General features: G+C 67.9%; 26 protein-coding genes. 8 read left to right on the top strand and 18 right to left on the bottom strand.

Going from position 1 to position 26,352, the window contains the following annotated elements:
* Nucleotides 1-3 precede the first annotated feature (3 nt).
* The 6 genes from ACIG5A_RS03705 to ACIG5A_RS03680 form a co-directional block, all read right to left on the bottom strand.
* Nucleotides 4-2,853 (bottom strand): AfsR/SARP family transcriptional regulator, encoded by a 2,850-nt coding sequence (locus ACIG5A_RS03705; RefSeq protein ID WP_397237330.1) that lies wholly within the window; start codon nucleotides 2,851-2,853, stop codon nucleotides 4-6.
* A 157-nt stretch (nucleotides 2,854-3,010) separates the two neighbouring features.
* Nucleotides 3,011-3,814 carry an SDR family oxidoreductase gene (locus ACIG5A_RS03700; protein ID WP_397237328.1) on the bottom strand — a complete coding sequence of 268 codons (804 nt, stop codon included), beginning with the start codon at nucleotides 3,812-3,814 and terminating at the stop codon, nucleotides 3,011-3,013.
* A gap of 255 nt (nucleotides 3,815-4,069) precedes the next feature.
* A complete protein-coding gene (locus ACIG5A_RS03695) occupies nucleotides 4,070-5,515 on the bottom strand; it encodes a DUF222 domain-containing protein (protein ID WP_397237326.1) in 1,446 nt (481 codons plus the stop codon).
* Between the two features lie 955 nt (nucleotides 5,516-6,470).
* Nucleotides 6,471-8,171: an SMI1/KNR4 family protein gene (locus ACIG5A_RS03690; protein ID WP_397237324.1), complete on the bottom strand. Its 1,701-nt coding sequence runs from the start codon at nucleotides 8,169-8,171 to the stop codon at nucleotides 6,471-6,473.
* A gap of 105 nt (nucleotides 8,172-8,276) precedes the next feature.
* The gene (locus ACIG5A_RS03685; RefSeq protein ID WP_397237322.1) at nucleotides 8,277-8,909 is read right to left on the bottom strand and encodes a cytochrome b; all 633 of its coding nucleotides are present in this window, start codon (nucleotides 8,907-8,909) and stop codon (nucleotides 8,277-8,279) included.
* Nucleotides 8,906-9,973 carry a catalase family peroxidase gene (locus ACIG5A_RS03680; RefSeq protein WP_397237320.1) on the bottom strand — a complete coding sequence of 356 codons (1,068 nt, stop codon included), beginning with the start codon at nucleotides 9,971-9,973 and terminating at the stop codon, nucleotides 8,906-8,908. The genes ACIG5A_RS03685 and ACIG5A_RS03680 overlap by 4 nt, the downstream gene beginning before the upstream one ends.
* Before the next feature lie 246 nt (nucleotides 9,974-10,219).
* Here ACIG5A_RS03680 and ACIG5A_RS03675 point away from each other — a divergent pair, with 246 nt between their 5' ends.
* On the top strand, nucleotides 10,220-11,017 hold the full coding sequence (locus ACIG5A_RS03675; protein WP_397237318.1) for a VOC family protein: 798 nt from the start codon (nucleotides 10,220-10,222) through the stop codon (nucleotides 11,015-11,017).
* A gap of 79 nt (nucleotides 11,018-11,096) precedes the next feature.
* Here ACIG5A_RS03675 and ACIG5A_RS03670 read toward each other — a convergent pair whose 3' ends face one another.
* Complete coding sequence (locus ACIG5A_RS03670) at nucleotides 11,097-11,945, bottom strand: SDR family oxidoreductase (protein WP_397237317.1); 849 nt, start codon at nucleotides 11,943-11,945, stop codon at nucleotides 11,097-11,099.
* A 229-nt stretch (nucleotides 11,946-12,174) separates the two neighbouring features.
* Here ACIG5A_RS03670 and ACIG5A_RS03665 point away from each other — a divergent pair, with 229 nt between their 5' ends.
* From ACIG5A_RS03665 to ACIG5A_RS03650, 4 genes are all read left to right on the top strand, one after another.
* A complete protein-coding gene (locus ACIG5A_RS03665) occupies nucleotides 12,175-12,930 on the top strand; it encodes a 2-phosphosulfolactate phosphatase (protein WP_397237315.1) in 756 nt (251 codons plus the stop codon).
* A gap of 80 nt (nucleotides 12,931-13,010) precedes the next feature.
* The gene (locus ACIG5A_RS03660) at nucleotides 13,011-13,451 is read left to right on the top strand and encodes a T6SS immunity protein Tdi1 domain-containing protein (protein ID WP_397237313.1); all 441 of its coding nucleotides are present in this window, start codon (nucleotides 13,011-13,013) and stop codon (nucleotides 13,449-13,451) included.
* Between the two features lie 87 nt (nucleotides 13,452-13,538).
* The gene (locus tag ACIG5A_RS03655; RefSeq protein ID WP_397237311.1) at nucleotides 13,539-13,964 is read left to right on the top strand and encodes a hypothetical protein; all 426 of its coding nucleotides are present in this window, start codon (nucleotides 13,539-13,541) and stop codon (nucleotides 13,962-13,964) included.
* A 22-nt stretch (nucleotides 13,965-13,986) separates the two neighbouring features.
* On the top strand, nucleotides 13,987-14,577 hold the full coding sequence (locus ACIG5A_RS03650) for a phosphoribosylanthranilate isomerase (protein ID WP_397237309.1): 591 nt from the start codon (nucleotides 13,987-13,989) through the stop codon (nucleotides 14,575-14,577).
* Between the two features lie 10 nt (nucleotides 14,578-14,587).
* On the opposite strand, the gene ACIG5A_RS03645 is transcribed toward ACIG5A_RS03650, so the two are convergent.
* Nucleotides 14,588-15,793 carry a hypothetical protein gene (locus ACIG5A_RS03645; RefSeq protein WP_397237307.1) on the bottom strand — a complete coding sequence of 402 codons (1,206 nt, stop codon included), beginning with the start codon at nucleotides 15,791-15,793 and terminating at the stop codon, nucleotides 14,588-14,590.
* Nucleotides 15,794-15,889: 96 nt separating this feature from the next.
* Between ACIG5A_RS03645 and ACIG5A_RS03640 the strand changes: the two genes are divergently transcribed.
* On the top strand, nucleotides 15,890-17,572 hold the full coding sequence (locus ACIG5A_RS03640) for a hypothetical protein (RefSeq protein ID WP_397237305.1): 1,683 nt from the start codon (nucleotides 15,890-15,892) through the stop codon (nucleotides 17,570-17,572).
* Between the two features lie 116 nt (nucleotides 17,573-17,688).
* On the opposite strand, the gene ACIG5A_RS03635 is transcribed toward ACIG5A_RS03640, so the two are convergent.
* The 5 genes from ACIG5A_RS03635 to ACIG5A_RS03615 form a co-directional block, all read right to left on the bottom strand.
* Entirely contained in the window at nucleotides 17,689-18,885 is a 1,197-nt protein-coding gene (locus ACIG5A_RS03635; RefSeq protein WP_397237303.1) for a JmjC domain-containing protein, read from the bottom strand.
* Nucleotides 18,875-19,021 carry a hypothetical protein gene (locus tag ACIG5A_RS03630; protein ID WP_397237301.1) on the bottom strand — a complete coding sequence of 49 codons (147 nt, stop codon included), beginning with the start codon at nucleotides 19,019-19,021 and terminating at the stop codon, nucleotides 18,875-18,877. The genes ACIG5A_RS03635 and ACIG5A_RS03630 overlap by 11 nt, the downstream gene beginning before the upstream one ends.
* A 160-nt stretch (nucleotides 19,022-19,181) precedes the next feature.
* Entirely contained in the window at nucleotides 19,182-19,541 is a 360-nt protein-coding gene (locus ACIG5A_RS03625; protein ID WP_397237299.1) for an antibiotic biosynthesis monooxygenase family protein, read from the bottom strand.
* Between the two features lie 26 nt (nucleotides 19,542-19,567).
* Nucleotides 19,568-20,236 carry an NAD(P)-dependent oxidoreductase gene (locus tag ACIG5A_RS03620; RefSeq protein ID WP_397237297.1) on the bottom strand — a complete coding sequence of 223 codons (669 nt, stop codon included), beginning with the start codon at nucleotides 20,234-20,236 and terminating at the stop codon, nucleotides 19,568-19,570.
* Nucleotides 20,237-20,254: 18 nt separating this feature from the next.
* Nucleotides 20,255-20,761, bottom strand: a complete 507-nt coding sequence (locus tag ACIG5A_RS03615; RefSeq protein WP_397237295.1) for a carboxymuconolactone decarboxylase family protein — start codon at nucleotides 20,759-20,761, stop codon at nucleotides 20,255-20,257.
* Between the two features lie 117 nt (nucleotides 20,762-20,878).
* On the opposite strand from ACIG5A_RS03615, the gene ACIG5A_RS03610 reads away from it, so the two are divergent.
* On the top strand, nucleotides 20,879-21,079 hold the full coding sequence (locus ACIG5A_RS03610) for a hypothetical protein (RefSeq protein WP_397237293.1): 201 nt from the start codon (nucleotides 20,879-20,881) through the stop codon (nucleotides 21,077-21,079).
* On the top strand, nucleotides 21,076-21,396 hold the full coding sequence (locus tag ACIG5A_RS03605) for a hypothetical protein (protein WP_397237291.1): 321 nt from the start codon (nucleotides 21,076-21,078) through the stop codon (nucleotides 21,394-21,396). Before ACIG5A_RS03610 ends, ACIG5A_RS03605 begins: the two co-directional genes overlap by 4 nt.
* Nucleotides 21,397-21,450: 54 nt before the next feature.
* Here the strand turns inward: ACIG5A_RS03605 and ACIG5A_RS03600 are convergent, their stop codons facing one another.
* The 5 genes from ACIG5A_RS03600 to ACIG5A_RS03580 all read right to left on the bottom strand — a co-directional run bounded on the left by ACIG5A_RS03600 (nucleotide 21,451) and on the right by ACIG5A_RS03580 (nucleotide 26,343).
* Nucleotides 21,451-21,678, bottom strand: coding sequence for a ferredoxin (locus ACIG5A_RS03600; protein WP_397237289.1), 228 nt, complete (start codon nucleotides 21,676-21,678; stop codon nucleotides 21,451-21,453).
* A gap of 5 nt (nucleotides 21,679-21,683) precedes the next feature.
* Nucleotides 21,684-22,886 carry a cytochrome P450 gene (locus ACIG5A_RS03595; protein WP_397237287.1) on the bottom strand — a complete coding sequence of 401 codons (1,203 nt, stop codon included), beginning with the start codon at nucleotides 22,884-22,886 and terminating at the stop codon, nucleotides 21,684-21,686.
* Between the two features lie 99 nt (nucleotides 22,887-22,985).
* The gene (locus ACIG5A_RS03590; RefSeq protein WP_397237285.1) at nucleotides 22,986-23,573 is read right to left on the bottom strand and encodes a TetR family transcriptional regulator; all 588 of its coding nucleotides are present in this window, start codon (nucleotides 23,571-23,573) and stop codon (nucleotides 22,986-22,988) included.
* A gap of 59 nt (nucleotides 23,574-23,632) precedes the next feature.
* Entirely contained in the window at nucleotides 23,633-24,916 is a 1,284-nt protein-coding gene (locus ACIG5A_RS03585) for an enolase C-terminal domain-like protein (protein WP_397237283.1), read from the bottom strand.
* Nucleotides 24,913-26,343 carry an aldehyde dehydrogenase (NADP(+)) gene (locus ACIG5A_RS03580; RefSeq protein ID WP_397237281.1) on the bottom strand — a complete coding sequence of 477 codons (1,431 nt, stop codon included), beginning with the start codon at nucleotides 26,341-26,343 and terminating at the stop codon, nucleotides 24,913-24,915. The genes ACIG5A_RS03585 and ACIG5A_RS03580 overlap by 4 nt, the downstream gene beginning before the upstream one ends.
* Between the last annotated feature and the right edge of the window lie 9 nt (nucleotides 26,344-26,352).

Below are 26,352 nucleotides of genomic sequence, written 5' to 3'. Positions count from 1 at the left end.
GAGCTATCGCCGGGTCGCGTCCAGCGCGGCCACCGTTCGGCTGTGCATGAGCACGGCGTCGGCCTGGTGCGCGGGTCCGGCGGTCGCGCTCAATACTCGAACGGCTTCGGCCGCAGCGGATTCAGCGGCTTCGAGGCGTCCGGCACGCAGGCGCGCGTCGGCGAAGCGCAGCAACGCCCACCCTTGGATACGACCGGATCCGCGCGCCTCGGCGGTACCTACCGCCTGTTCACTCAGCGCCAGAGCCCGATCGGTATCGCCGTCCCGTTCGAGCGCCACCCGGCTGAGCTCTTGCAGTGCGACGGATTCGAAATCCGAGGTACCGAGTTCCCGGGCGATCAGCAACGCACGATCGGCCGCGACCGCGCACTGATCCCACTGCGCCGCATCGCCATGGCACAGGGCGAGGCTCGCCGCGGCCTGCCCTTCGCACCACCGGTCGGCCATGGCCGCGAACATCTCGATCGCGGTCCGCAGCCGCGACACGGCGTCGTCGAAACGTCCGGCGAAGTAGTGCAGCAGGCCGAGCAGGTGCTCGATCTCCGCCAGGACGAAGCGGTCATCGAATTCCGTGAGTGCGACCCATGTTTCGAGCGCGAGTCGATACGCCTCCTCGGGTTCACCGAGATCCATGGTGAGCACGAATGCCAGCGCGGCTCGGCCCCGCGCGGCCGCAACCCGATCGCCGTGGCGATCGGCCGCATCGATCAACGCGCGCAGGGCCTGCGCGCGATGCGGTGAATGCCTGCTCGTTTCGAGGGTCGCGGCGACGGCCAGTGCGAGATCGATGCTGAGGGACGCGTGTTCGGGGTGGTCGGCGGCGATCTGCGTGCCGAGGGCGATGATCGTCGGCTGCTCCAATCCGAGCCATGCCGCAGCCTGATCCAGGTTATCGATCGGCTCCCCCACGGCCACCGTGGCGGCCAAGTGATCGTCACGGTGCCCCGGCGATCGCACCCGGAGCACGTTTTTCGCGGTGGCCAGCAGGAAGTCGAGGAGCCGGGGCAGTACGCCCTCCTCGCCCTCCTGGTCTTCGCCGGTCAGCGTGCGGGCGAACAACCGCAGCAGGTCGTGGTACCGGTAGCGACCGGGTTGTGGCGATTGCAGCAGACCGAGATCGACCAGCGCCTCGCAGAGTTCCTCGGTCCGGTACTCGTCTCGATCGAGTACCGCGGCGGCGGCCGCCAGCGAAAGACCCTGCGTAGCAGGCACGGACAGCAACCGGAATGCGCGCGCCTGTTCGCCGTCGAGGTGGCGGTAGCTGAAACGGAAAGTGGTCTCCACCGCCGCCGAGCCCAGGCGCAGCTCACCCATCCGCCTGCCTTCGTCGGCCAACCGGGCGGCGAGCGCACCGATCGACCACAGCGGGCGCGCCGCGAGCCGTGCGGCAATGATCCGAATCGCCAACGGCAGCAGCCCGCATGCAGCGGTAATCGCGTGCGCGGCATCGAGTTCGGCCGCCACCCGGTCCGCACCGACGATACCGCGGAACAGCGCCAGCGCCTCGCCCTGATCCAGCACGTCGACGGGGACCAGTTGCGCGCCAACGAGATCCACCATCGTCGAACGACTGGTGATCGCCGCCGCGGTCCCCGGTGCGGCTGGCAGCAGCGCGGCCACCTGCGCCGCATCGCGGGCATTGTCGAGTATCAGCAACACCTTTCGCGTCGCCAATCTCGCACGCAACAGCACGGACCGGCCGGCGCCATCCGCAGGGATCGCCCCCTCACCGACACCGAGTGCACGCAGCAGGGCACCGAGCACCGCGGTGGGCTCGGCCGGAACATCCGACACCCCACACAGGTCGACGTAAAACCTGCCGTCGGGATACCGATCGGCCAGCAGGTGCGCGACATGGACGGCCAGCGTGGTCTTCCCGATACCGCCCATCCCTGTGACGACCGCGAGCACCGGAGCGGTCTCGCTGGGCTCGAGCAGATCGACGAGCTCGCCGACCTGCCTTTCCCGCCCGGTGAAGTCGCGAATATCTGCCGGGAGCTGTGCGGGCAGTGCATATTTCACCGCATCTCCCGGCGGCTGCCGCGCGTCATCGCGATACCGCGTTTCAGGCTGGCGCGGATCAGCGATCGATATGTTCGAGACGGGGAGCACTGCTACCGGCGCGGGCAGGTCGTCATCCAGAATGCGACTGTGTAATTCGGCGAGGTATGGACCGGGCTCGATACCGAGCTCCTCGATCAGCGTCCGCCGCGCCTCGCCGTACACCGCCAGCGCCTCGGCGCGCCTGCCCGCGTAATAGAGTGCCGTCATCAACAGTCCGCGCGGGCGCTCGCGCATCGGGAACTCCGCGCTCAATACCGTGAGCTCGCCAATGATTCGATCGTGCTTGCCCAGCTGTAAATCCAGGTCGAACCGCGCCTCCAGCAGCGTGACGCGCAGCTCGGACAGACGCCGACGCTGCGATTCCGCGAACGGCCCTGGCACCCCCGCCAGCGGCTCGCCCCGCCACAGCGCGAGCGCCTGCGTCAGCAGCTGCCGCGCCTGTTCGAATTCACGTGCACCACGGGCGGTTTCGGCGGCCTCGGCCAGTGCTTCCGCGCGACCGCAGTCCATCGCCTCCCCCTCGACCCGAACTTCGTAGCCGTCCCCCACCGACACCAGCACGGTAGCCGCGTCGCGCGGCGCCCGATCGGGTTCGATCACCTTGCGCAACAACGCGATATGAGAGCGCAAGGAACCGATCGCATTGCCCGGCGGCTGATCCCCCCATACCGCGTCGATCAGCTGCGCCGCCGTCAGCGGCCGCCCGCCCGCCAGTAGCAGCGCCGCGAGCACGGCCTGGGTGCGCGGCCGCCCGGTCGCGACCTCGGCATCGCCCCGCTGGACAGTCATCCGCCCCAGCACGGCGAATCGCAGCCCCGCCTCTCCCACAGCACCTCCAGCTTCCGCTCCGCGCGCACAGGCGCGATCGACCGCGGAATCCGTGCGATCCGCCGCACCGACCCTACCGCCCCGCGAAATGTGCCCTATGCCACTGCCGGCGCCGGATTCAGCGCCGCAGCCCGTAGGCGCCCGCGATGATCCGCTCCATGACCGTACGTGGCAGCAGACGGCGCACGGCGAACATGGCGGGCGCACCACTGCCGACGGCATACAGCGGCTTGGGCCGCGGAGCCTCCACCGCCGTTCGGATCGTCTCCGCAACCCGTTGCGGCGTAATGCCTTCCGCCTGTTTCGTATCGAGCTTCGCCATGAACCGCGTGAAGTCGGCGGTATGCGGAGAACCCTCGTCGAGGTACTTGGTGCGCCGCTCACGCAGCCCGGTATCGATCTGCCCCGGCTCGACGGTGGTGAACCACACGCCGAACGGCGACTCCTCGAACCGCGCCGCCGTGGCGAATCCGCGCAGCGCCGCCTTCGTCGCCACGTAGGAGGACCGGTATGGCATCGGAAAACTCGCCAGCATCGACCCGACCATCACCACCCGGCCATATCCCCGCTCGCGCATCCCCGGCAGCACCGCCCGAGTGAGCGCGATCGGCCCGAGCACATTGAGCTGGAACAACCGCTCGACCGCCGCGGTCGGCAACTCGGCCAGCGGCCCGGCCTGACTCTCCCCCGCATTGTTGACCAGCACATCGACGGTATCGAGCCCGGCGGCGAAACGCTCGACGGAATCATGATCCGTAAGATCGAGCGCCCGATAATCGACCCCGGCGATCCGGTTGCCCTCCTCGATCTTCTCCGGGTCACGACTTGTCCCGATCACCTGATACCCCCGCGCCACCAGCGCTTCGGCAGTGGCCCTACCGATCCCCGACGAAGCTCCGGTCACTACAGCAATGCGGGTCATATGGTCTCCCTGCGGGTTTCGTACCAGCGAACACTGTTCAGCACGATAGCGGCAACGCGTCGGCGAAGCTTAACGCGACCGACCGTCCGCTCCGCCGCACTCACCTAGTTCAGGCATCGGTGAATGAGGGAGTGCCGAGGCGAGTAGGCCGACACGAGCTTCGTAGTCGCCGACCTCGGTTCAGGCGTTGCTGTGGCCGGGCGACGGTGAGTCGCCCGGCTGGCGTCGGGTGAAAGCACATTCGGGGGGTACCCGCTATTCAGTTGGGTGTGGCGGACTTCCGTTCTCCCGCCGCCGAGCTTCCCGCCCCTCAGCGATCAACTCATCCGGATGATGGCGATGATTCACCCGCGGTTCTTGATACGGGTCGACATGCTTCGGTGCGATCCAACCCACCCGACCGGGATACTCCGAGAACCGGTCCATAACAACGGTTTTCCACCCATTCGGCCCATCATTGACCAAAGCATGACAGGCATCACAGGCGAGAGTGAGATTATCGATTCCTGTCGATCCGCCGCGCGCCCATTCGGTCACATGATGCACCGCGCACATACTCGCGGGCGCATCACAGCCCGGCCGAGAACAGCCCCGCAAGGTCGCGGTCAACACACGGCGCTGATCAGCAGACGCCAGCCGTCGGCGGCTGAAATGCAACGGCTGGCCTTGAGAGTCGAAGATCAGCAGATACGGTTTCGCATGCGCCGCGAGCTCGATCGCTTCGGTGATCGGGACCGTGCCGCCGGTCGCGGTGGTCGCGCACCCGGCCGCATCCTCCAACTGATCGATGCCCATCGTGAGGATGAGTTCGACCGGCAGACCGCGATGGGTGCCGAGATGGTCGACTTTGGTTTCCGGGTGCAGCAACGCCAACACCGCATCATGATTACGCTGCACCGTCGTGCGTGTATCCCGCGCCGCCGCGGCGACCATCGCCTCACGATCCACATGCTCACAATCCCCACGCGGAGAGTCCGGATCATCAGGATTGTTCATCCCCGGCCGCGCCCATTTCGCCAACACCGGCTCCAGCAACGCCGACAGCTCCGGAGTGACATCCCCGATCAACCGCGCCATCCCATCCACACCCGCTTTGGATAGGTGCAGGCTGCGGCGGCGTTGCCGTTCCCGATGATCCGGCGCAGGACCCTCTAAATCCAAATAGGACAACAGTTTCGCCCCGACCTTGCCCATGTCATCGACATGCACCGTCCGCGCATACTCCGCCAGCGCGGCTTCCGCCGCGACATGCTTTTCGGTCAACGTGTGGCGCGGGATCTTCTTCAAGACTTCGGAGATCTTGCGGGCATGCTCGACACAGATCGCACCCTCGGCCAACGCTTGCGCGGTCTCGGGATGCTGGGGTTCTCGTTCGTCACCGTGCAGGTTGTGGAAGGTTCCCAACTCCACCACCGCCGTATTCCGCAGTGCGGCTTCACGATGGGAGATCCGCAACGTGTGCATCAAAAACTTCGGCAACGTCCCCGCACCGGTCTTATCCGGGATACTGCGTTCACACACCTGCACCAGCACCCGATGCTCGGCCGCGTCCAGGATCCGACGGGCGTATTCGATATCGCGAACGGTGTCGATGACCTCGTCATCGCTCAACGGCAACAACGGAGCATCCAGCAGCGAGTTGACCCCAGCGAGCAACGGGGCGCTAACCCGTTGCTCGGCAGTCACTTCGGCTGGTGTCATACGATTATTCTATCGAAACCATGTTCGATTGTCACGAGACAATAACGGACACTTCCGACAGAATCGCTGGTCGCTTGTCCATGAAAAAGGTTGCAGTTCTTGACTATTCACCGGTTCCGGTCGGTCATAGTCGCTGCGGTAGGGGTGCGGGGCTTACCCGTCTCACGGCTCACTCTCTGCGTGATGCGCTGCGGCTACCGGGTCTACCGGGAGCATTGCTGGGCACGTCGCCTGCCGTACCCGGCTTACCACTCACCATTGGGTGGGGATGTTCGGCTTCCAGCCCGGTCGTCTGGCTGTGGTGCCGTTCTCGAGATTGAAAAGATGAAAGAGGAAAGAGGAAAGAAGTCACCGGTTTCGGTGGTCGAAAAGCGGTGCGACACCACGGGGTTGGCCACCATGCCACGGGTGGACACCATGCGGCGGGGTTGGCCAGATCGACCCAGATTGACACGGGGTTGGCCAGAATCTCCCGGGGTCGGCCAGACTGGCACGGGTTGGATGAGATACAGGCTGGGTGGCGCGGATCCGCTGGCGAGCGCAGTCGAATGGCCATACGACACACCGCAACCGGCGGCCATTTGACTGCGCTCGATCCCCGAAGCTCGCCGAGCGTAGTCACGTGGTGGTGCGCTACGCCGGAAGGGCCACCATCTGACTACCCTCGAGCCCGAACCGAGCCCAAGCGCATCCAGATGATGGTGCGACACACCGGAGTTCGCCGGAGTACGGCCGTCCGGCGCGGGGAGTTGGTCGAGGGTAGTCACATTGCGGTGCGATATGCCGGAAAGGGCCACAATCTGACTGGGCTCGACGACGAACCGGGCTCCGATCGCTATCCGAACCGCGGATTCTCGCCCGGACGTACGCTCGCGGGCCCGATCCTGGGTAAAGCCCGCAGCGCGTTACTCTCCGACGAAAGATCATCGCAGTCTCTGCCCGGCTCATGCGGGAATCAGTCGTCGGTCAGCTGCTTGCGAAACTCCTGCCGCCAATGGGGGCTCTGACGGCAGCCCACGACCAAGCCGAGGGCTTCCCGGGCCGGCAGGTTGAGCGCGTCGGCTAGGGCGCGGGCGGCCATCGCGCGGTCCTGCCAGACGGACCGGTCCTTCCAGTCGGCGAATATCACCTGGGACTCGGCGTGCACGCGGCGCAGCCGCAGGTCAAGGGCGGAATCGTCGGTAACGCCGTGGTGATCCTCCCCGCTCAGCAGTGACAGGGCGGCAGTGACCTCGTCGTAGGTGTCGAGTCCGGTCTCGGTGGCCAGTGCCGACATCTGCGCGGCGAGTACGCGGCGCAGGCGCTCGGGCGTCGCGGCGTCGACGAGGGAGGTAAACCGGTCGGGCACGGGTGTCCGGAAGTTGTGCTCCGGGTACCCGAAGTTGTTGTCCGGGAGCAGGGGAAGGATCCGCGCGCTGTCGAGTTCCCCGTCCAGGCCGGGCGGGAGCAGTGGGATGCCACAGCGGCGAACGACCGCGTCACACGCCGCCATCAGCCGTTCCCGACGCTGCTCGGGTGTGTGTTCCTCCCCCTCGTCGCGTGGCGGCAAACCGGGGAAGACCTCGAACGGGTCGCGCGGGCCGTGGGGGACGACCGATCGGGTGTCGTACCTCGTCACCAGTTCGCCGTTGTCGAAAAGGGACACCGAGATCGTGCCGTAGGTGTCCCAGTAGCCGACGGACACCGCGCGGGTGCCACGGGACACACGGCGCAGCACCTCATCGCGTGTGCCCTCCAAAACATGGCGACCTTCCTCGATGCCGAACGCCCAATCGCCGTGGGTTCCCACGCGGACCACCGGCAGCAGTACGCCAGGGTTCTGCGGCTGGTCTGGACTTTCTGCCTCCTCCCGCCACCGTGGGCGCCGGGTCTCGGGCAACGCGCCGAACCGGCGCAGGAGTTCGGCCTCGTCCAAGGCCTGCGCGAACGTCAGGCAGAAATTGTCGTACCCGCTGGGCCAGGTCTCGTTCGGCGTGGCGTCGGAAGCCGTCCGGTGTGGCGCGGCGATGACCGGCTCGGCGAGCGCGCGGTCGAACAGGGACCGCGGCTCGGATCGCCGTTCGGGAGCGAACTCCCACAGCAGCATCCCGTCGTCGACGACAGGCACATACGATAGCCCCACCGTCATTTCGGTTCCGCCCTCCAGGGAGTCGGCGACCTGCTCCAGGAAGGCCGCGAGGCTGCCCCATTCCCCGAAGCTCACGGTCTCGGCCTCCCGCTTCCGGCCCACCGCGCCGAACGACTCGCCTCGACGGCAGTCCACGAACAGCCCGTCCGCACTGGAATCGCGGGCGAAGGGTACGAAATCGTGGTGCCAGAAGTCCTCCATCAGCGGGTCCCCTTCGTACCTGGCCCACGACTCCTGCTGGCTCCGGCCCGAGGAGAGGATCTGGGCGAGCGTGTAGGGCTCGAAGCCGGGGAAGGTGAAACCACCCTCCTCGGGGGAGACGAAACCCCGCTCCCCGGGCGAGACTCCGTCGTGGTGCCGCAGATACGCGACCAGATCCGCGGGGAACTCCACCCCCAGCTCGGCAGCCGCGGCGCTGATCGCCTCCTGCGCCGCGGGCGGGCGCAGGGATGCGAAGGTACGCGGCGCGTGCGCGGCGAGCCAGGAGTCGATCCGTCGCCAGGACTCTTCCATCAGGGGAACGTGCATCGTGCGATCATCACACGCGCCACCGACACCGATGCCTGCCCCTGCGCCGGCAACTTCCTGTAGCGCTCACAGCGGCAGACAATGCGTTCGATATCGATATCAGGTTCAGAATTGCCTGCGGGACACCAGCATCCGGCGCAGCAGTCCGTCGCGCAGCGCGACGGCGTGCCAGAGGACCGCGCACATGTGGGCGGTGAACAGCGCCAGCAGCAGATAGGCCAGCCAGGTGTGCGTGAGATGCAGTCCGGCGTAGAGACGCGCGTTCTCGGGTGCGAGGGCGGGCAATCGCAGGCCGCCCGCGACCCGCACCGGCATTCCCGACGCCGACACCAGCGCCCAGCCGAGCAGCGGCTGCAGGATGAACAGCACGTACAAAGCCAATTCCGAGGCCACCGCGACCACGCGCTCACCGCGCGGCAGTCCGGCGCCCGGGACGGGACCGCGGCGCAGCAGTCGATTGGCCACGCGCACTGCGGCCAGAGCCAAGATCGCGAGGCCGACGGTGCGGTGAATGCTCAGCAGCACACCGTAGTTTCCGATCGTTCCGATCATGGCGGCGCCGAGGAACAGCATGGCGACGATCAGCACGGCCATCAACCAGTGCAGCACCCGCGCCAACAGATTGTAGGAGGGATCCCCGGCCGTCTCGGGTGAATCTGCCTGAGGCACCGCGTGATCCGGCGGTGTTTCGGTGCGCTGTGGCCCGACGGCCGTTGCTTCGCCGAGGGACTCGCTCATGCCAGTTCCTCCGCCCGCAGCGGCTGCCGCACGGCCGTCTCGCCCGCGCGGCGGCGATAGGATTCGGCGTACGCGGCCGAACGAGCCTGCAGCACTGGATCATCGGAGGGCGCCAGTCCATTCGGGAGGACCAGCGGGTCGAAGTTCACGTCCCGCACATTGGCGGCGGTCTCGGTGGCGATCTCGGTCACCACGATGGTGCCCAGATCGATGCGGCGCCGGTCGGCGGGCCAGGCGACGGTCGGATCATCTGTCGGGTCGGTACCCCGGATGCCCACCACGGCAATCAGTTTCCAGCGCACCGGCCCGCGGCGAATATCACGGGCCAGGCTTGTGAAGAGCTGATTGTCCCCGGATGCGGCAGTGACGTCGACGGTTTCGGGTTCCAGTCGCCACCGCACCGGCGTCCTGCGCCCGTTGGCGTCGACACATTCGAAGGCGTTGAGGCCGTGGAAGGTCGAGGTGGCGAAGCTCGCGGTGGCCGGGTGCTGTTCGATGACCTCCAGTGCCGCAGCGGTTTTCGGGTGCGCGGCCACATAGTCGCGCACCCGGGCGGGATCGGGCTTTCCGGTCGACGGGTCGGGTGCGTACGCGGCTGTGCGGTCGTGGAAGTCCTGGGCCGAGGCATCGGTGAAGACGGGGATGTTGAGCAGCGCCAGCCGCCACTCCTCCCCCGCCGCCAAGGCGATGCGCAGGCCGAATCCGCGGCGGGCGGCGGCGGTGTCGGTCGCGAACGGCTTGCCTCCCGCGAGGGAGAATCGGCCGCTGAGCGGGTAGGTCCCGGGGCGGAACACCGAAGCCGCCGACAGTTCCGCGCCGGCGCCGGTGCTGTCGAATCGTCCGGCCACCGCGATGCCCTTGGCGTGGTTGCGCCGATAGCCGGGTACGAATCCATTGGCCGCCTGCAAGCCGTCGACGACGCGGCGGGCGGTCAGCCGGGCCGGGCCGATTCCGTTCTCGGCGAACAGGAATCCCCCGACGCTGACCGCTCCCGCACCGGCGACGAGTGCCGCGCCGAGCAGTGCGCGCCGGTTCAGTCGTGGCGAGATGTTCTCCCCACCCATACATGTCTCCTCGTGTCGACTATCGAAACGAGATCCACGATCGTGCGCGACGTCCGCGGCGGCAATCCGACGCGGCGGGTGGCGCGATGATGTCACGGTTCGGTAAGGAATCGCGCTCATGCGCGCAGCGGCCGCATTGTCCACAGGGGCGGGCAGATTCGCCGGACATTCGAACCCCACAGCCTGTGGTGTGTGGTTCGCTGGACGTGCCGGACGAACGACTCACCTGAATCCAAGGAGGACAAGATGCCGACTCGTGACTCCGCTTGGCCGCAGGGCACGCCGTGTTGGGTCGACTGCCAGGTCGACGACACCGGGAAGGCCCGTGAGTTCTACGCCAACCTTTTCGGCTGGGAGGTCATGGACAGCCCCGCTGATTCGGGCGGCTATCTGATGGCGCTGCGCAACGGCAAGCCCGCGGCGGGGATCGGGCCGAAACCCGAGGGTATGCCGATGCCGTCGGCCTGGACCACGTATTTCGCGGCGGGCAGCGCGGACGATATCGCCGGTAAGGTCACCGCGGCGGGTGGGCAGGTGTTCATGCCGCCGTTCGATGTCATGGATGTGGGCCGGATGTTCGTCGCCGCCGATCCCACCGGCGGTGTGTTCGGCGTCTGGGAAGCCAAGGCGCACACCGGTGCGGGTATCTACAACGAACACGGCGCCTACTGCTGGAACGAGCTGCACACCCTCGGCTACCAGGCCGCGCAGGACTTCTACCGCAAGGTGTACGGCTGGACCTACAACGAGATCGGCGACGGAGCGAACTTCATCTACTCCACGTTCACCCCGGGCGGCGATCCCGCGGGCGGCATCATGGACGCGAGCAAGACGGGGCAGGACATGAGCTACTGGCTCACCTGGTTCCAGTACGACGATGTCGACGCTGCCCTGGCCCGCGCCGCCGAACTCGGCGCCACGGTAATGATGGGCCCCGACGACAGCCCCTTCGGCCGCATGGGTGTGCTACGAGCCCCGCAGGGCGAGGTGTTCGGCGTCATCGACACCAACGTCACCGTCGGCGAACCGCCCACCGGGACCTAGCGAGATCGGTCGAGCGCAGCCATCCGGCCGCCGAGTGCGACGTGTCGTGCGGCCGTTCGACTGCGCTCGGCAGACGTGGCTAGGCGCAGTCGGGGGTGCCGAATTGGGCCAGGATGGTGTCGATGCGGTCTCGGGCGCTCAGCGCCATTTTCGGGTGGGTGGTGACGTAGAGCTGGTCGGCTTCGACGGCGGTGAGGATGATGTCGGCGGCATTGGTGGCGGGGATTGTCTCGTCCAGCATCTCGAAGACGCGGTCCCGCATGTGCGCGAACTGTTCCAGCTGTTCGGGGTTCACCTCACCTGGCCAGATATCTTCGGTCCCAAAGGATTTGGCGCTCTGCTCCAGCCCGCGCAGCAGGCGGGTGTCGACCGGTCCCGGGCACACCACCGTCACCCCGACGCCGGGCGCGAGCAGCGCCAGTTCCGTGTGCAGCGCTTCCGAAATCGCCACCACCGCATGCTTGCTCGCCGAATAGGGCGCGCTGAACGGTGTCGCGGTCAGGCCGGCCAGCGAGGACGTGTTGACGATATGCCCGCGCCCGGCGGTCACCATATGCGGCACGAACGCGTTGATCCCGTTGACGACGCCGCCGACATTGACCGACCAGGTGCGCTGCCAATCCTGCGGTGCGATGGTCCAACTCGGCCCGCCGACACCGGTGCCCGCATTGTTGAACGCGATGTCCACCCGGCCGAATTCACGCATCGTCCGCTCGGCCAGTGCGCGCACCTGCGCGATATCGGCGACATCGGTTGCCACCGCGAGTGTTCCGCCGCCGAGCTCGGCGGCGGCCGCGGCCACCGATTCCGCTTCGACATCCGCGAGCACCACGTGCAGACCCCGGCCCGCCAGCGCGGTCGCCACGGCCTTCCCGATCCCGTTCGCGGCCCCGGTCACCACCGCGACCTGCCCGGTTTCCAATTTCACTCGACTCACCTCCGATGAACCAGTCTGCGCATCGCGTAGCCGCGGAGCACGCGATGCGAACCACTCAGTGGACCGCGACCGGATCGACCGCACGATGATCCCGCCCGCACATGAGCATCGGCAGCGCGCCGGAAAACGACGAACACACTCTCGCTCAGCACAATCCAAAGGCTTCCACCCCGGCCATGATCGCGATAGGAATATCGGTCGAGCGATTGGGAGGGTGGGTATGAACGCGGGAATCTTCCGCCAGGAGCACTATCGGGTCCGGCTGGAATGGGGACGGGAAGGTGTCGAGCAGCTCGCCGGGGAGTGCGGCGTGCTCATCGTCGTCGACGTGCTCTCGTTCTCCACTTCGGTCGATATCGCGGTGGGCCGCGGCGGCCGGGTGCTGCCGATACCCTTGCGCCACAACGATCCCCGTGCGGCGATCGAAGCCGAGCGTGCGGGCGCGGTGCTCGCCGCGGCGAAATACGAACCGGGCTGGTCGTTGAGTCCGTCGTCGCTGCTGGAACTCCCCGCGAACACCTTGCTCGCGCTGCCGTCGCCGAACGGCGCGACGCTCTCGGCCAGAGCGGCCGAGTTCGACACCAGGGTCATCGCGGGATCGCTGCGCAACGCCTCCGCGGTCGCCGAGGCCGCCGTCGACCTGGCGGGCGATCTGCCGATCGGGGTGATCGCCGCGGGCGAGCGGTGGGGCGTCGTCGAGGGCCCGCTGCGTCCGAGCATCGAGGACTACCTCGGCGCGGGCGCCATCGCCGCCGCACTGCTCGACCACCGCGACGGCGGCTCACCGGAGGCCCGGCTGGCCGCCACCGCCTTCCGCGCCGCGGGCAGGGAGCTGCCTCGATTGGTGGCCGAGGCGATCTCCGGACAGGAGCTCGCCGACGCCGGACTCGCCGCGGATGTCCGGCTGGCCGCCGAACTGGATGCCAGCATTGCGGTGCCCGTGCTCGTAGACGGAATCTATTCCGGTGTGGGCTAAACTCGCCACCGTAGGCAGTAGAGGGCTTCCGATCGAGTGGATCGGAGGCCCTTTCGCAACGGATGGCGGGATGGGTTTCGATGGACGATCGCGGCGCTTCGGGGTTCCGGTTGGTCGGCCCGTACCAGCTCGCCGACGCGATGCCGGAGTGGGAGCCGCACTTCCCGCAGTTCGACACCGTGTTCGGCTACTCCGATCTCGGTCATGTCTTCCTGAGGAACGGCCGCACCCGCGACTACGCGATCCTGCACCCCTACATCGCGAGCGCCAAGGACTACGGCCGTTTCATCGAGATCACCGACTTCGTCGCCGAGGTCCTGCTGGACCCCGGTTTCGCCGAGTATGTCCTTCGCCCGTCCCATGTGGCCGCGATCCGTGAGCTGCACGGCCCGCTGGTCGACGACGAGGTCTACATCGCCGCGCCGTATCCGTTCCTCGGCGGCTCCGAACGCCCCGACGCGTACATGCGCGGTGACGTGTGGGTCTTCCTCGATCTCGTCGCCCAGGCACAGGGACTGTAAACAGCAACAGTTTGGCAACACTTGGCACCCGGATGGGTGAACGGTGCTGGGATGAGGGACGGGGTCGTTCATCGACAGGAGTTCACCATGTTCCGCAGTCGGTACTTGTCAGTTCTCGCCGGAGTGGCCATCGGATGGGGAATCGTCGCCGCTCCCGTCAGCGCGCAGACACCCGCTTCGATCACCGTCGGGCCCACGCTGAAGTACGAGGTCGCCACGTTGGGCATCGGCGGGTCGGCCACCTGCGACGGAGGTGGCACCGCGGGTGTCAACGTGCTGAACGGTTCGCTGGAGCAGATGTTCGAGGGCGGCATCGGCGGGCCGATGGCCATCCAGCTCGACGGACCTGTGCTGGTCGATTGCGACGGTAGCGCGCACCCGTGGTCCGGCAACATCATCGCTCCCGGACGCGTGCTACCGAACTCCTCCGGCGGCAGCGTGACGGTCACGCTCACCCAGGGCTCGTCCACCATCGCCACCACCGGTCCGCAGCCGATCCATATCGTGGGCTGACCCGCCCCGTAGTGTTCTGCGCATGTTCGTGAAGCTGTGCGGGTTGCGCACCGAGGAGGATGTGGCGACCGCGGTCGCGGCGGGCGCGGATGCGGTCGGATTCGTTTTCACCACGAGCCCACGGCGGATCCCGGTCGACGTGGCGCGCGATCTGCTGCGCGAGGTACCGCCGGAGATACTGACTGTCGGTGTCGTGCACGGCATTTCGCCCGCGGAGGCAGGCGAGCTCGCGCGCGCGTCCGGAGTGTCGGCCCTCCAATTGCACGGCTCCTACCCGAGCACGGCGTTTCGCGAACTGGCCGAATTCCGGCTGCTGCGGGCGACCTCGCTCATCGCCGATACCGATGTGCGCACCGGCGCCTACGGCGAGGAGTGGCTGCTGCTCGACTCCCCCGTCGCCGGTTCCGGCGCACGCTGGGACCTCACCGCGCTGAACGCGGCACGCCCGACCGGAAACTGGCTGCTCGCAGGCGGTTTGACCCCGGCGAACGTCGCCGAGGCCATCGCGATCGCGCAGCCGTGGGGTGTGGACGTGTCCAGCGGCGTGGAATCCACTCGCGGCGTGAAGGATCACGGCCTGATGCGCGAGTTCGTCGCCGCGGCACGCGCCTGACCGGAGCCGCTCACCGCCAATGCGGGCGGGCGCCGGTGTCCACCAGATTCCACTGCTCCGAGGCCGAATTCTCCGCGTAGTAGTACACGGTGCCGGGCAGCAGCGGTTCGGATTCGGCCGTCGCGGCCGCGAAGGTGGCGCGGGCGGATTCGTGCAGGACCGATTGGTCGACGCCGAAGCGCTTGTGCGCCAGTTCGGCGAGGTAGTCCAGCGCGTGGTGGCCCATGAAGCTGTCGTAGGTCAGGCTCGCGAGATGTGCTGCGGCCATGGGCAGATCGTGGCCGATGACGTTCATCGACGGCAGTGCCCGGCTATGTCCGAGCCGCTCCCGGATCGCGGGATCGATGTAGACGCCGCAGTCGCGGTAGCGCACGTCGATGCGGCGTGCGTCGGCGCTGAACGACACCAGGGTGTTCTGGCCGTGCGGTTCCAGCAGGCACCCGGTGGTCTCGGCGGCGCGCACCCAGAGCCGGATCATCGGCGCGACGATGTGGTCGGCGATCAGCGTCGCGGGCGCATGATCACCGGCCTCGACCAACTGCTCGAACAGTGTCGGATCCTCGGGCGCGCGAATATCGCGGCCGTACAGCGCGAACAGCGGGACCGTGTACGTCTCCACCGCGGGCGCCTCGCGCACCACGAATCCCCAAGCGTCGCTGCCCGATCCGAAGACGCCGCCACACACCTCGGCCAGGAACGGCACGCCCGCCGCGGCGAGTTCGTCGGCGACCCACAGCTCCAGCTCGATCATCGGTGCGCGCAACCTGCGGGTGAATCGCGAGATCCGCCGCGGATAGTGCAGTTTGAGCTGATGCGGCGGCACGGCGGCGCCGTCGATCGCCGTCACGAATACCGTGCGCGCGTTGGCCAGCGGTACCACCTCGAGCCGCGGGCCCGGCGCGCAACGCAGAAGTTCTTCGCGCCCGACGAGATCCGGGTGCGCCAGCGCGCCGGGATGGACGGGCAGCAGCATCCGATCACCGTCGCGGTACAGCCGCGGCAGTGCCGAGGCGACGCTGTTGGTGCGCAACGTGCCGAGGTGCTCGGGAACCCAGAAGCTGGGCACAGTGAAGGAGGCGGCCCCGTGCTGGGGGTGGTACTCGGGCTCGACATCGGTGATGTCGGCGAACTTGCTGTAGGTCCGGGTGCCGCCGCCGGCATAGCGTTCGGCGGCGTGCCAGCGGTCGAGCGGATCGACAGCCTGATCGAGAAGCATGCCGGTCAGCCTAACCCCAGCAAACTCACCGTTCACCTCGTAGCGCGCGTCGGCATTCGGTCGCCATGATCGCGCCGTGGTGGCACGATCGTCGGCATGACCGCGGACTATTACGACCTCGGGACCTACACTCGGCGCGTCACGACGAATTCGCCCGTCGCCCAGCTCTGGTTCGACCGCGGCCTGGTCTGGACCTATGCCTTCAACCACGAAGAGGCGGCCCGCTGTTTCGCCCGCGCGGCCGAGCAGGACCCCGGATGCGCGATGGCGCACTGGGGGCTCGCGTACACCCTCGGCCCGAACTACAACAAGCCGTGGGAGTTCTTCGACGAGGTCGAGCTGGCCGATACCGTCGCGCGCACCCACGACACCGCACGGCGGGCACACGATCTCGCGGACCGGGTGACACCGGTCGAGCGCGCCGTCATCGGCGCGCTCACCGCCCGATACCCGGCGAACGCGCCCGACGGCGACAGCCCGGGCTGGAATCGCGCGTACGCCGCGGCGATGCGCGATGTCTACCAACGGTTTCCGGATGACCTCGACGTCGCGACGCTGTTCGCGGACGCGCTGATGAACCTGACGCCGTGGGCGCTGTGGGATACCCGCTCCGGCAAGCCCGCCGAGGGAGCAGGCACGGTGGAGGCAAGGACCGTCCTCGAGCGCGCGCTGGCCGACACCGACGGCAGGGACCATCCCGGCGTGCTGCACATGTACATCCATCTGATGGAGATGTCCCCGACGCCGGAAACCGCACTGGCCGTGGCCGATCGGCTGCGCGGCCTGGTACCGGACGCGGGCCACCTCGAGCACATGCCGTCGCATCTGGATGTGCTGTGCGGTGATTACCGTTCGGTCGTGCGCGCCAATTCCGCCGCGATCACCGCCGACGAGAAGTACGCGCGCCGGACCGGGGAAGCCGACTTCTACACGCTGTACCGCGCGCACAACTACCACTTCAAGATCTACGGTGCGATGTTCCTCGGCCAGTCCGGTACGGCGCTGGAAACCGTTGCACAACTGGAGAAGTCGATTCCAGAGGACTTGCTCCGGGTGCCGTCGCCGCCGATGGCGGACTGGCTGGAGGGCTTCCTGCCGATGCGGGTCCACGTACTCATCAGGTTCGGCCGATGGGCGCAGCTCATCGATCTCCCGTTGCCGGACGATCCGGACCTGTACTGCGTCACCACCGCGATGCTGCACTACGGCAAGGCGGTGGCGTTCTCCGCGACCGATCGGATCACCGAGGCGAGCGACGAACAACAGCGCTTCCGTACCGCCGTCGCACGCGTCCCGGAATCGCGGACCCTGTTCAACAACACCTGCCGGGACATCCTCGCCATCGCCGAGGCGATGCTCGACGGTGAGCTCCAGTATCGTCAAGGCAACTACGACAAGGCATTCGAGGCACTGCGCCGCTCGATCGACCTGGACGACAACCTCCCCTACGACGAACCGTGGGGCTGGATGCAGCCGACCCGCCACGCCTACGGCGCCCTGCTACTGGAACAGGGCCGGGTCGCCGAGGCCGAAGCCGTCTACCGCGCCGATCTCGGCCTCGACGACACGCTGCCCCGCCCATCCCAGCATCCGGCGAACGTCTGGAGCCTGCACGGCTACCACGAATGCCTCGTCCGTCTCGGCAGGACCGCCGAAGCCCGCATCATCGCCCAGCAACTGAAGCTGGCCACCGCACTGGCCGACGTCCCGATCACCGCCTCCTGCTTCTGCCGCCTGACCTCCGAAAGTTCCTGCTGCACCGCCCCGGATAGCCACTGAGGGAATCGAGATCCGCCGAGCGCAGTCGAATGGTGGTCCCGCACGGCGTGTCGCACCGTCATTCGACTGCGCTCGACACGCGGTGGACCTGGTAGCGGCAACCTATCGGGATGGGCCTAGGCTGGTGCGGTCGCGGCGCGCACCAGGTGGGCGCCCGCGAGCGCATCGATCAGTGTGTCGAGATGCTCCGGCGGCGACTCGGGTGTGACAGCACGGAGGTCCGCGACGGCGAAGGTTGTGCCGGTCGTGAGTTCGTTGATCCACCGGCAGGCAGGAAGCAGTGCCGCGTCGATATCCAGGAGCGTGGTGCGGGTGTTGTACAGGCCGTAGGCGGTGACGGCGATCCGGGCGATCTCCTCGCTCCGATATTCGTGCACGCTGAACGAGGATTGTCCGCGGCGCAGGAAATGCGAAGGCACCCGCCGTGATTCGTCGACCGACGGCCGGAAGATATCGCGCGGGTCGATGCGGGCCGCCGCGTCTTGCAGCGCCTTGCAGTCCTCGGCCATACGATCCATTGCCTGCTGGTCGGGATCGTCCAGACCGTAGCAGTATTCGAGCCAGCGCTGATCCCGGGACAGTTCCGCCTTCAGTGCCGCGAGCGCCATATCCAAACGGGTGGGCGGCAACAGCAGCACGTGCAGCGACAGCGAATCCTCGTCCGACGAGGTCGCATGCCAGTAGCCGCGCGGAATATGTAGTACCGCACCGGCTTCGAGCTCGTAGGAGGTCAGCTCGGCGGGCGGCTCGGCGGGCGGCAGCTCCGGCGCGTACGCACGCATCCTCGGCGGCACCGGCTCCCCCGGCGCCCAGGGCTGCATCGGCAGCGGCGTGTAGGTGTTCGGGGCGATATGCCAGGTCTTGCGTCCGGTCAGCTGCACCGTGATGATGTCGACCGGATCGAAGTGCGCGACCGTGGTCGCCCCGGCGCGGTTACAGAACAGCTCACACCTGGCGGACGGGCTCGGCACACCGAATGCCGCGGCGACTTCGCGCTCGTGGTCGGCGAATTCGTCGACCTGCTTGAAGTACAGCGTCGTCCCGGCCGCATGGAATCGGCGCGCGCTCTCGATCGGGATCGGCGCGGTGACCAGGCCGCCGCCCGGCCTCGGCATCCAGGCGAGCACCGTCGGCTCACGGAATTCGAAGATCCGCTCGAGCGGATCCAGCCCCAGCGATCGGATGAGCCGCTGTGCGAGTTGCGGTTTCGGCCGGACATACACCGGGCCGCGGCCGAGGCTCGCGCGCCGGAACTCGGCCAGATCCGCGGTCTCGAACCAATCGTCGAGCCCGAGTATGGATTCAGGCAACATCCGGGTCCAGGATCTCACCGGACTCGTCCAGGATCTCACCCCTGGAGACCTTGCCGCTGCGCCTCGCGATCGAGCCCGCCAGAATGCCCTCGGTATCCTCGACCGCGACCACCGTCGCAATACCCTTGCCCGCCATGACATCCCGCCTCTCGTCGCGCGTTTTCTCCGCTCCGCCAGCGTAGGACGGCCGAGCATCGGCGGTCGACCGTCCGGTCCGCTGATCGAACCCCGATGTGTGATCATCAGGAGCTGACGTCTGTGACACGCCTGGCCAGTTCCTGATGATCGCGCCGGTACTACAGCTCGTCACCAGGGGCGACATCGAGGATGCCCTGGTAGATGCTGGGCCGGGATCGGACGTTCAGCGACATCAGCAGCTTCGCGCTCTCCTGCCACTCCGGCAGGTCGAGTGCCGCTTCGAGCTGAACGCCGCTGTCCCAGCTCGCCACGTTGACGAAACGCAGTTCGGCATCGTCGATCAGCGACTTGTGCAGCCGGGCGCGCACGAATCCCGGCTGGGCCGCCATGATGCGGGCGGTCCCCTTCCACAGCCGCAGGAATTCCTCGGATTCCTCGACGGGCACGGTGAAGGCGTTGATCATCGTGATCGGCTCGTGCACGGGGGTCGCGGTCCGGGTGACCGGTATTTCTGGCATGGCTCTTCCTTTGCGTAGTTGTGCGATCAGTTGGCCATGCCGACGGCCTGGCCCACCGTTTCCGGCCACTCGAGGGCGCGGAGCATGCAGTGCGCGACATCGGCGCGCGAAATGTACCGGCCGCCAGGCAGGTTCTCCCCCAGTGCGGTGCGGTAGGTGCCGGTCAGCGCCTTGTCGTTGAGCTGCACCGGCCGGATCGCGGTCCACTCCAGGCCGCTGCCGCGCAGCGCGTCCTCCATCACCGCGAGGTCGAGGTACTGCGGGCGCAGCACCGCCTTGACGATGGGGTAGATCACGTACTTGAGGAACGGGCCGTCGCCGGGATCCCGCTTCGGCGGATTCGGGCGGCCGGGCGAGGGTGTCGTCCGCACCGGCGCCGCGCTGACCACGATCAACCGGTCGACCCCGGCATCGCGCATCGCATCGATGATCGCCACGGTGGCCTTCGACGCCACCCCCGCGCCCGCGTTACCCGCGGGCCCCACCGCCGAGAGCACCGCGTCCGCACCGAGGATGATCTCGGCGAGCTGCATCCGGCCCACGGCGGCCAGATCGGCGGTCACCGTGCGCACCGGATATTCGGCCACCTTCGCGGGATCACGCACCACCGCGGTGACCTCGTGCCCGGCCGCAACGGCCTGCGCGAGCACGTGCTTGCCGACCTGACCGCTCGCCCCGAAAACAATGAGCTTCATGACTTTTCGGCCTTACTCTTACGTCCACTGCTCGACAGGCGACTTGCCCGGCAGCGGCCTGCCGATGACGGCCAGCGGGATGAAGAAGTTGACCTGCCCGATGAGCAGCGCCAGCGTGGCCAGTTCCTTCTGGTCGTAGTGCTTCGAGACCTCGGCGAACAACTCCTCGGAGACCCGCTCGCGGCCGGGGGACGGTTGCAGCACCGCCTCGACCAGTGCCAGCGCGGCCCGCTCGGCCGCGGTGAAATACGGCGCGTCCCACCAGGTGCCGACGCCCGTGATCCGCTCCTCGGATTCGCCCATCTTGCGCAGGTCGGTCGTGTGCAGGACGGTCAGGTAGGTATTGCCGACGATCTGACCCGCACGCAACTGCACCAGGCTGATCGTGGCCTGCGGCACCAAGCCGTTGGCGGCCAGCTTGTACAGCGCCCCCGCTACCGGCCCCATCTCGGGCACGAGCTGCATGGGGTTCGACAGCCGCGAACGCTCGGCCCGCAGCTCGGTAGCCGTCTCTGTGTTAGTCACCGGAGTTCCTCTCTGATTCACGATGGTTCCGGTATGTGGACGAATCAGAGTTCGCAAAGGTAACAGGCTGCGGCGTAGGTCACGTCCAATACAGCCTTGGGCTGTATGGTTGACTGTATGACCAAGCTGACTATCTCGATGCCGGATGAGCTGGCCGAGGCCATCCGCGCCTCGGCCGGGGGCAACGTGTCCGACTACATCGCCCGCGCGGTCCGGCAGCAACTACTCGCAGACGATCTGCGCAAACTCGCCGCATTCGAGCAGGCCGAGCCGAAGGCGAGCCTGGCCGATGAGTTCCCGCAGGGATTCGAGGAGTGACCGGACCGGCAGTGGTTCAGGGGCAGATCTGGAAGGCCGTAAGCCCATTGGCCGGGCAGGAGGCGACGATCGTCATCCTCGACGCCGCACCGGGCATGCTCGAACGCCGCCGCATCCTTGCCGCGCGGGTGCGCCCCGAGCGAGAAGTGCCACAAGCGATGCGACTGCTGGCCGTCCCGACCAGCGACGGGCAGACGGTCGCGGTCTACGACATCGCCGCGTTCGACAAAGCCTGGTTCACCGAACTGACGGGGGCGCTCACCGAGGACGAGCTCGGCCGCGTAAAGGCCGCTCTCGCCGCACGATTCGATCTCTGATCCGCTGGAGATCACCACCACCTGGACGTGGCGGACGCTCGCCTGACCGGGTGGTCACTGCTCGGGCGCGAGGATCTCCCCGGTGCTCGCCGCCCGGACCAGGATCGCCTCGATCGGGCACGACTCGGCCGCGTCGATCACCCGCTCATCCGGCTCGACCAGCTCGGCCTTCGGGCTGGAACGCTGATCGACGAAGCCGAAATGCTCCGGCGCCATGCCGAGGCACACCCCGGAGCCCATGCACACGTCTCGATCGACGGTGACGCGCCACTGCTCAGTCATACCGTTCACCAACTCACCGGGAGTGCTTTCGGCCCGCGCACGAGCAGGCCGGTTTTCCACGGTACCTCTTCGACCGGTACGGCGAGCCGCAGCGCCGGGAAGCGCCGCAGCAGCGAACCGAGCGCGACCTGGAGTTCCACCCTGGCCAGCTGCGCGCCGAGGCAGTGATGCGCGCCGTGCCCGAATGCGATGTGCGGGTTGACCGTTCGGGTGAGGTCCAAAGATTCGGGATCGGCGAAGACGGCCTCGTCCCGGTTGGCGGCCTGGGTGTTGACGAAGACCGCCTCCCCCGCCCGGACGGTGACGCCGCTGAGTTCGACATCCTCGACGGCCACCCGCGCCGACCCGCCGCCCGACCCGAGCTGCACATAGCGCAGCAGTTCCTCGATCGCGCCCGGCAGCAGTTCCGGCTGCCGCTGCAACAACTCCCAGTGCCGCCGTTCGGTGAGCAGCGCGTAGGTGAAATTGGCGATCTGGTTCGCGGTGGTCTCGTGCCCGGCGATGAGCAGGCCGATGCCGAGGTTGACGAGTTCGTCCTCGCTGAGCCGATCCTCGTTGTCGCGGGCGGCGACGAGTGCGCCGAGCAGATCGTCGGTGGGGTCCTCGCGGCGCTGCGCGACGAGTTCGGCGAGGTAGCCCTCCAATTCGAGGCGCGCGTCGGTGATCTGCTCGCGGGTGTAGGCGGTGGTGGACAGCACGACATCGGAAAAATCCCGGAACCGGTGCTGATCCTGGGTGGGCACCCCGAGCATTTCGCAGATCACGGTGATGGGCAGCGGCAGTGCCAGCTGCGTGACCAGATCGGCGGGCGGTCCGGATCGTTCGATCTCGGTCAGCCGCTCGTCCACGATCTGCTGCGCGCGCGGCCGCAGCTGCTCGACCCGTCGACTGGTGAACGCCTTGGCGACCAGCTTGCGCAGCCTGCTGTGCTCGGGCGGATCCATGCTCAGCAACCCGTTGGCGCGCGGCGGTTCGGGGGTGGTGCGCGGCAGGTCTTCGCGGTCGACGGTCACCGAGCGGCTGAACCGCGGGTCGGCGAGCACCAGTTTGACGTCGTCGTAGCGGGTGACCAGCCATCCGTCGCCGCCGTGCGGGAGCCGGATCCGCGAGACCGGTTCCTCCCGTCGCAGCCTGGCGAACAGCGGATGCATGTCGAGGCGGACCGGTTCGCCGAACGGGTATTGGCGAACCTCGATATCGGTGGTCATTCGATCTCCCTTCGAAGCAGGGCCGATCACTGATGTAAGCGACTGCTTACTAAGCAAAGGTAAGGGAAGTCACAGCGTCGCGTCAACGGATGAATTCCGTTACGCCTGCGGGAAATTCACGTCGATACCGGGCAGCAGCACCTGTGCCGCACGCAGCACATGCTCGGCAACCGCCGCCGTATCCGCGCTGGCGAGCGGTTCGCGCTGGTGCACCGACCGCAGCAGCCCGATACCGAGCAACCAGGCCAGCAGTAGATCGGCACGCAGCTCACCGTCGGCGTCATCGGTGAGCGAGGACAGCGCGCGGACATATTCGTCGCCCAGCTCGCGCCGGATCGCCGCCGCGCCCTCGTCCCCGCCGGACCGCAGCGCGGCCTGCAGCCACTGCTCCCTGGTCGCGGAATCGGTCGGCGCCAGCGCCCTGACCAGCAGCCGTGCCAGCAGTCCCGCCGTCGGCCCCTCGGTGAGCACCTGTCTGCCGCGATCGGCGATCGCGGCGCGGAACAGCTCGTCCTTGGTGCCGAAGTAGCGGAACAGCAGCGCCTGATTCACTCCGGCGCGCGCGGCGATATCGCGCACCGTGGCCCGCTCGTAGCCGCGCTCGGCGAACAGTTCGCGCGCCGCCGCCAGAATCGCCGCGGTGGTCGCCGCCGAATCCCTGCGGCGCGTGCCCGACTCGTCACTCACTTGCCTACCCTCCGCTGCCCGGTCTCAGAAGCGTAGAGGGTGACCGTGCGGGTCAGGCGTCAGAACTTCGGGCCGCGGATCGGCCGATAGCCGGGGTCGGCGGCGCGCATCGCGGCGACATCGTCTCGTTCGCGCAGCGCGGGCAGGCGTCGCCAGCGTTCGTGCAGGCGCGCGACGGCGTCGCGATCGAGTTCGATACCGAGGCCGGGCGTATCGGTGACTTCGATCGCGCCGCCGTCGAATTCGAACGGCGCGGTGATCACGTCCTCGGCCTGCCATGGATAGTGGGTGTCGCAGGCGTAGTCGAGATCGGGGATGGTGGCGGCGACCTGGGTCATGGCGGCGAGGCTGATGCCGAGGTGGGTGTTGGAGTGCATGGAGACGCCTTTGCCGTGGGCACGGCAGACCGCGGCGAGATCGCGGGTGGCCAGCAGGCCGCCCCAGAAGTGATGGTCGGACAGCACCACCTGGACCGCGTCGCGCGCGAAGGCGGGTGCTATTTCGGCGACCGAGGTCACCACCATATTGGTGGCCAGCGGAATCCCGGTGCGCCGGTGCAGTTCCGCGAGATCGTCGAGACCGGTCGTTGGATCCTCCAGATACTCGACGGTGCCGCGCAGGCGTTCGGCGACGCGCAACGCGGTGGCCGCCGACCATCCGCCGTTCGGGTCCAGGCGCAGCGGATGATCCGGAAAGGCGGCGGCCAGCGCCTCGATGGCGGCGCATTCGGCATCGGGCGCGAAGACGCCGCCCTTGAGCTTGAACGAGCGGAATCCACCGAGTGCGAAGAACTTTCGTGCCTGCCGCACCACCGAGTCCGGATCGAGCGCGGCGCCCCACGCGTCGGCGGGCGCGTCCGCGACGGGATGCTCGGCCCATTTGTAGAACAGGTAGCCGGAGTAGTCGACCCGATCGCGGACCTTGCCGCCGAGCAGCGCGTGCACCGGCAGGCCCAGTTCGCGGCCGTACGCGTCCATGGCCGCGACCTCGAAGGCGGACAGCACGCTCAGCCGCACCTTGTCGGTGGTCAGCGCGCCGCGCAGCCCACCGGCGATCGGGATGTCCGCCAGCAGCTCCGACGACGCCCGGTCGCCGAGCGAGCGGATCGCGTTGAACGCGCCCGACGGCATGCCGATCAGTGCACGCGCGAGCTCGGCCGCCCGGCTCAGGTACACGCTGTCACCGTAGGTTTCGCCGAGACCGACTATGCCGGAATCGGTTTCGACCTCGACGATGAGTCGTGGCGTATAAGGCTGGTGCACCCCGCCCACATTCAGCAGCGGCGCGTCGGCGATGAGGATCGGCGTGAGCCGGACATCGGTGATGAGGGATCCCACGGTCACTCCCGCTTCCCGTCCACCCGCCGCGGCAGCGCCCACGGATTGTCCGAACGGACGGCGGGTGGCAGCAGCGCGTCGGGGAAGCCCTGCCAGGCCACCGGCCGCAGGAAGCGGGAGATCGCCGCCGCGCCGACGGATGTCGTCGTCGGCGCGGTGGTCGCGGGATAGGGCCCGCCGTGCTGCTGCGCCCAGGTGACGGTGACGCCGGTCGGCCACTGGTTCCACAGCAGCCGCCCGGCCAGACCGGTCAGGGCGGGCAGCAGCGCACGGGCGGCGTCGATTTCGGTGTCCTGTGCGAACAAGCTTGCGGTGAGCCCTGGTTCGAGCGCATCGAGCACCTCGAGCAACTCTCCCGTGCTCTCGTACTCCACGACCAGTGAGACGGGTCCGAAGCATTCGCTGCGCAGCAGCTCGCCTCCGGCGAGGAAGTCGGTGGCGCTGACGCCGAACAGCTTCGGCCGCAAGGGGTCCTCGTCCGGCGCGGAGATCGGGGTGACCGATCGATGCGCACGTAGCCGAGTGGCCCCCGCCAGGAAGCCCTCGGTGATCCGCGAATTCAACAGCGGCTGAGCGGGTTTGGTTTCGATGCCGATACGCAGCGGCTCGGTGAGCCCGTGCCCGGCGGGCACCAGCAGCAGTCCAGGTTTCGTGCAGAACTGTCCAGCCCCGAGAGTGAACGAATCCAGGTAGCCCGCGACGATTTCCGGTCCGCGCGCCCGCACCGCGTCCGGCAGCACCACCACGGGATTCACACTGCCGAGCTCGCCGTAGAAGGGAATCGGCCGCGGTCGCGCGGTCGCGATGTCGAACAATGCCCGCCCGCCCGGCACCGACCCGGTGAACGACGCGGCGGCGACCGCGGGATGCCGTAGCGCCTCCACGCCCGCCTCGACACCGTGGATCACCGCGAAGATCCCCTCGGGCGCACCGGCTTCCGTCAGCGCGGCACGCACGATCGCACCGGTCCGCTCCGACAGCCGCGGATGTCCGGGATGCGCCTTGACCACCACCGGGCAGCCCGCCGCGAGCGCCGAGGCGGTGTCGCCGCCCGCGACGCTGAACGCGAACGGGAAGTTGCTCGCGGCGAAGACCACGACGGGCCCGATCGGCAGCAGCGCGCGGCGGATATCCGGGCGCGGGCCCATCGGCCAGCCGGGATCGGCATGGTCGACGGTGGCGTCGAGATAGGCGCCGTCGGCCAGCACCTCGGCGAAGAAGCGCAACTGAAAGGTGGTGCGCGCGAGTTCGCCACGCAGGCGCGGGGTTTCGGGCAGCCGGGTCTCCCCGGCCGCGAGCGGGATGAGCTCGTCGGCGGCGGCATCGAGTGCGTCCGCGACCCCGTCGAGCCAGGCGATGCGTTCGGCGGGCGTGCTTTCGGCGGATGCGGCGGCCGCGATGACGCGGTCCAGTTCGTATAGATCGGTGTCCATTGTGTTCCT

The organism is Nocardia sp. NPDC052566, from assembly GCF_044547285.1.
Classification (GTDB): Bacteria; Actinomycetota; Actinomycetes; order Mycobacteriales; family Mycobacteriaceae; genus Nocardia.
This window is presented reverse-complemented; position numbering and strand designations above follow the sequence as displayed.

Bases quoted from the DNA above. Each gene is read 5' to 3' on its own strand.
- ACIG5A_RS03595 (WP_397237287.1), bottom strand. From the start codon at position 22,886: ATGACCACCGATATCGAGGTTCGCCAATACCCGTTCGGCGAACCGGTC.
- ACIG5A_RS03640 (WP_397237305.1), top strand. From the start codon at position 15,890: ATGACCGCGGACTATTACGACCTCGGGACCTACACTCGGCGCGTCACG.
- ACIG5A_RS03630 (WP_397237301.1), bottom strand. From the start codon at position 19,021: ATGGCGGGCAAGGGTATTGCGACGGTGGTCGCGGTCGAGGATACCGAG.
- ACIG5A_RS03700 (WP_397237328.1), bottom strand. From the start codon at position 3,814: ATGACCCGCATTGCTGTAGTGACCGGAGCTTCGTCGGGGATCGGTAGG.
- ACIG5A_RS03660 (WP_397237313.1), top strand. From the start codon at position 13,011: ATGGACGATCGCGGCGCTTCGGGGTTCCGGTTGGTCGGCCCGTACCAG.
- ACIG5A_RS03625 (WP_397237299.1), bottom strand. From the start codon at position 19,541: ATGCCAGAAATACCGGTCACCCGGACCGCGACCCCCGTGCACGAGCCG.
- ACIG5A_RS03675 (WP_397237318.1), top strand. From the start codon at position 10,220: ATGCCGACTCGTGACTCCGCTTGGCCGCAGGGCACGCCGTGTTGGGTC.
- ACIG5A_RS03650 (WP_397237309.1), top strand. From the start codon at position 13,987: ATGTTCGTGAAGCTGTGCGGGTTGCGCACCGAGGAGGATGTGGCGACC.
- ACIG5A_RS03695 (WP_397237326.1), bottom strand. From the start codon at position 5,515: ATGACACCAGCCGAAGTGACTGCCGAGCAACGGGTTAGCGCCCCGTTG.
- ACIG5A_RS03580 (WP_397237281.1), bottom strand. From the start codon at position 26,343: ATGGACACCGATCTATACGAACTGGACCGCGTCATCGCGGCCGCCGCA.
- ACIG5A_RS03680 (WP_397237320.1), bottom strand. From the start codon at position 9,973: ATGGGTGGGGAGAACATCTCGCCACGACTGAACCGGCGCGCACTGCTC.
- ACIG5A_RS03685 (WP_397237322.1), bottom strand. From the start codon at position 8,909: ATGAGCGAGTCCCTCGGCGAAGCAACGGCCGTCGGGCCACAGCGCACC.
- ACIG5A_RS03600 (WP_397237289.1), bottom strand. From the start codon at position 21,678: ATGACTGAGCAGTGGCGCGTCACCGTCGATCGAGACGTGTGCATGGGC.
- ACIG5A_RS03690 (WP_397237324.1), bottom strand. From the start codon at position 8,171: ATGCACGTTCCCCTGATGGAAGAGTCCTGGCGACGGATCGACTCCTGG.
- ACIG5A_RS03645 (WP_397237307.1), bottom strand. From the start codon at position 15,793: ATGCTTCTCGATCAGGCTGTCGATCCGCTCGACCGCTGGCACGCCGCC.
- ACIG5A_RS03665 (WP_397237315.1), top strand. From the start codon at position 12,175: ATGAACGCGGGAATCTTCCGCCAGGAGCACTATCGGGTCCGGCTGGAA.
- ACIG5A_RS03655 (WP_397237311.1), top strand. From the start codon at position 13,539: ATGTTCCGCAGTCGGTACTTGTCAGTTCTCGCCGGAGTGGCCATCGGA.
- ACIG5A_RS03635 (WP_397237303.1), bottom strand. From the start codon at position 18,885: ATGTTGCCTGAATCCATACTCGGGCTCGACGATTGGTTCGAGACCGCG.
- ACIG5A_RS03610 (WP_397237293.1), top strand. From the start codon at position 20,879: ATGACCAAGCTGACTATCTCGATGCCGGATGAGCTGGCCGAGGCCATC.
- ACIG5A_RS03705 (WP_397237330.1), bottom strand. From the start codon at position 2,853: ATGACTGTCCAGCGGGGCGATGCCGAGGTCGCGACCGGGCGGCCGCGC.
- ACIG5A_RS03620 (WP_397237297.1), bottom strand. From the start codon at position 20,236: ATGAAGCTCATTGTTTTCGGGGCGAGCGGTCAGGTCGGCAAGCACGTG.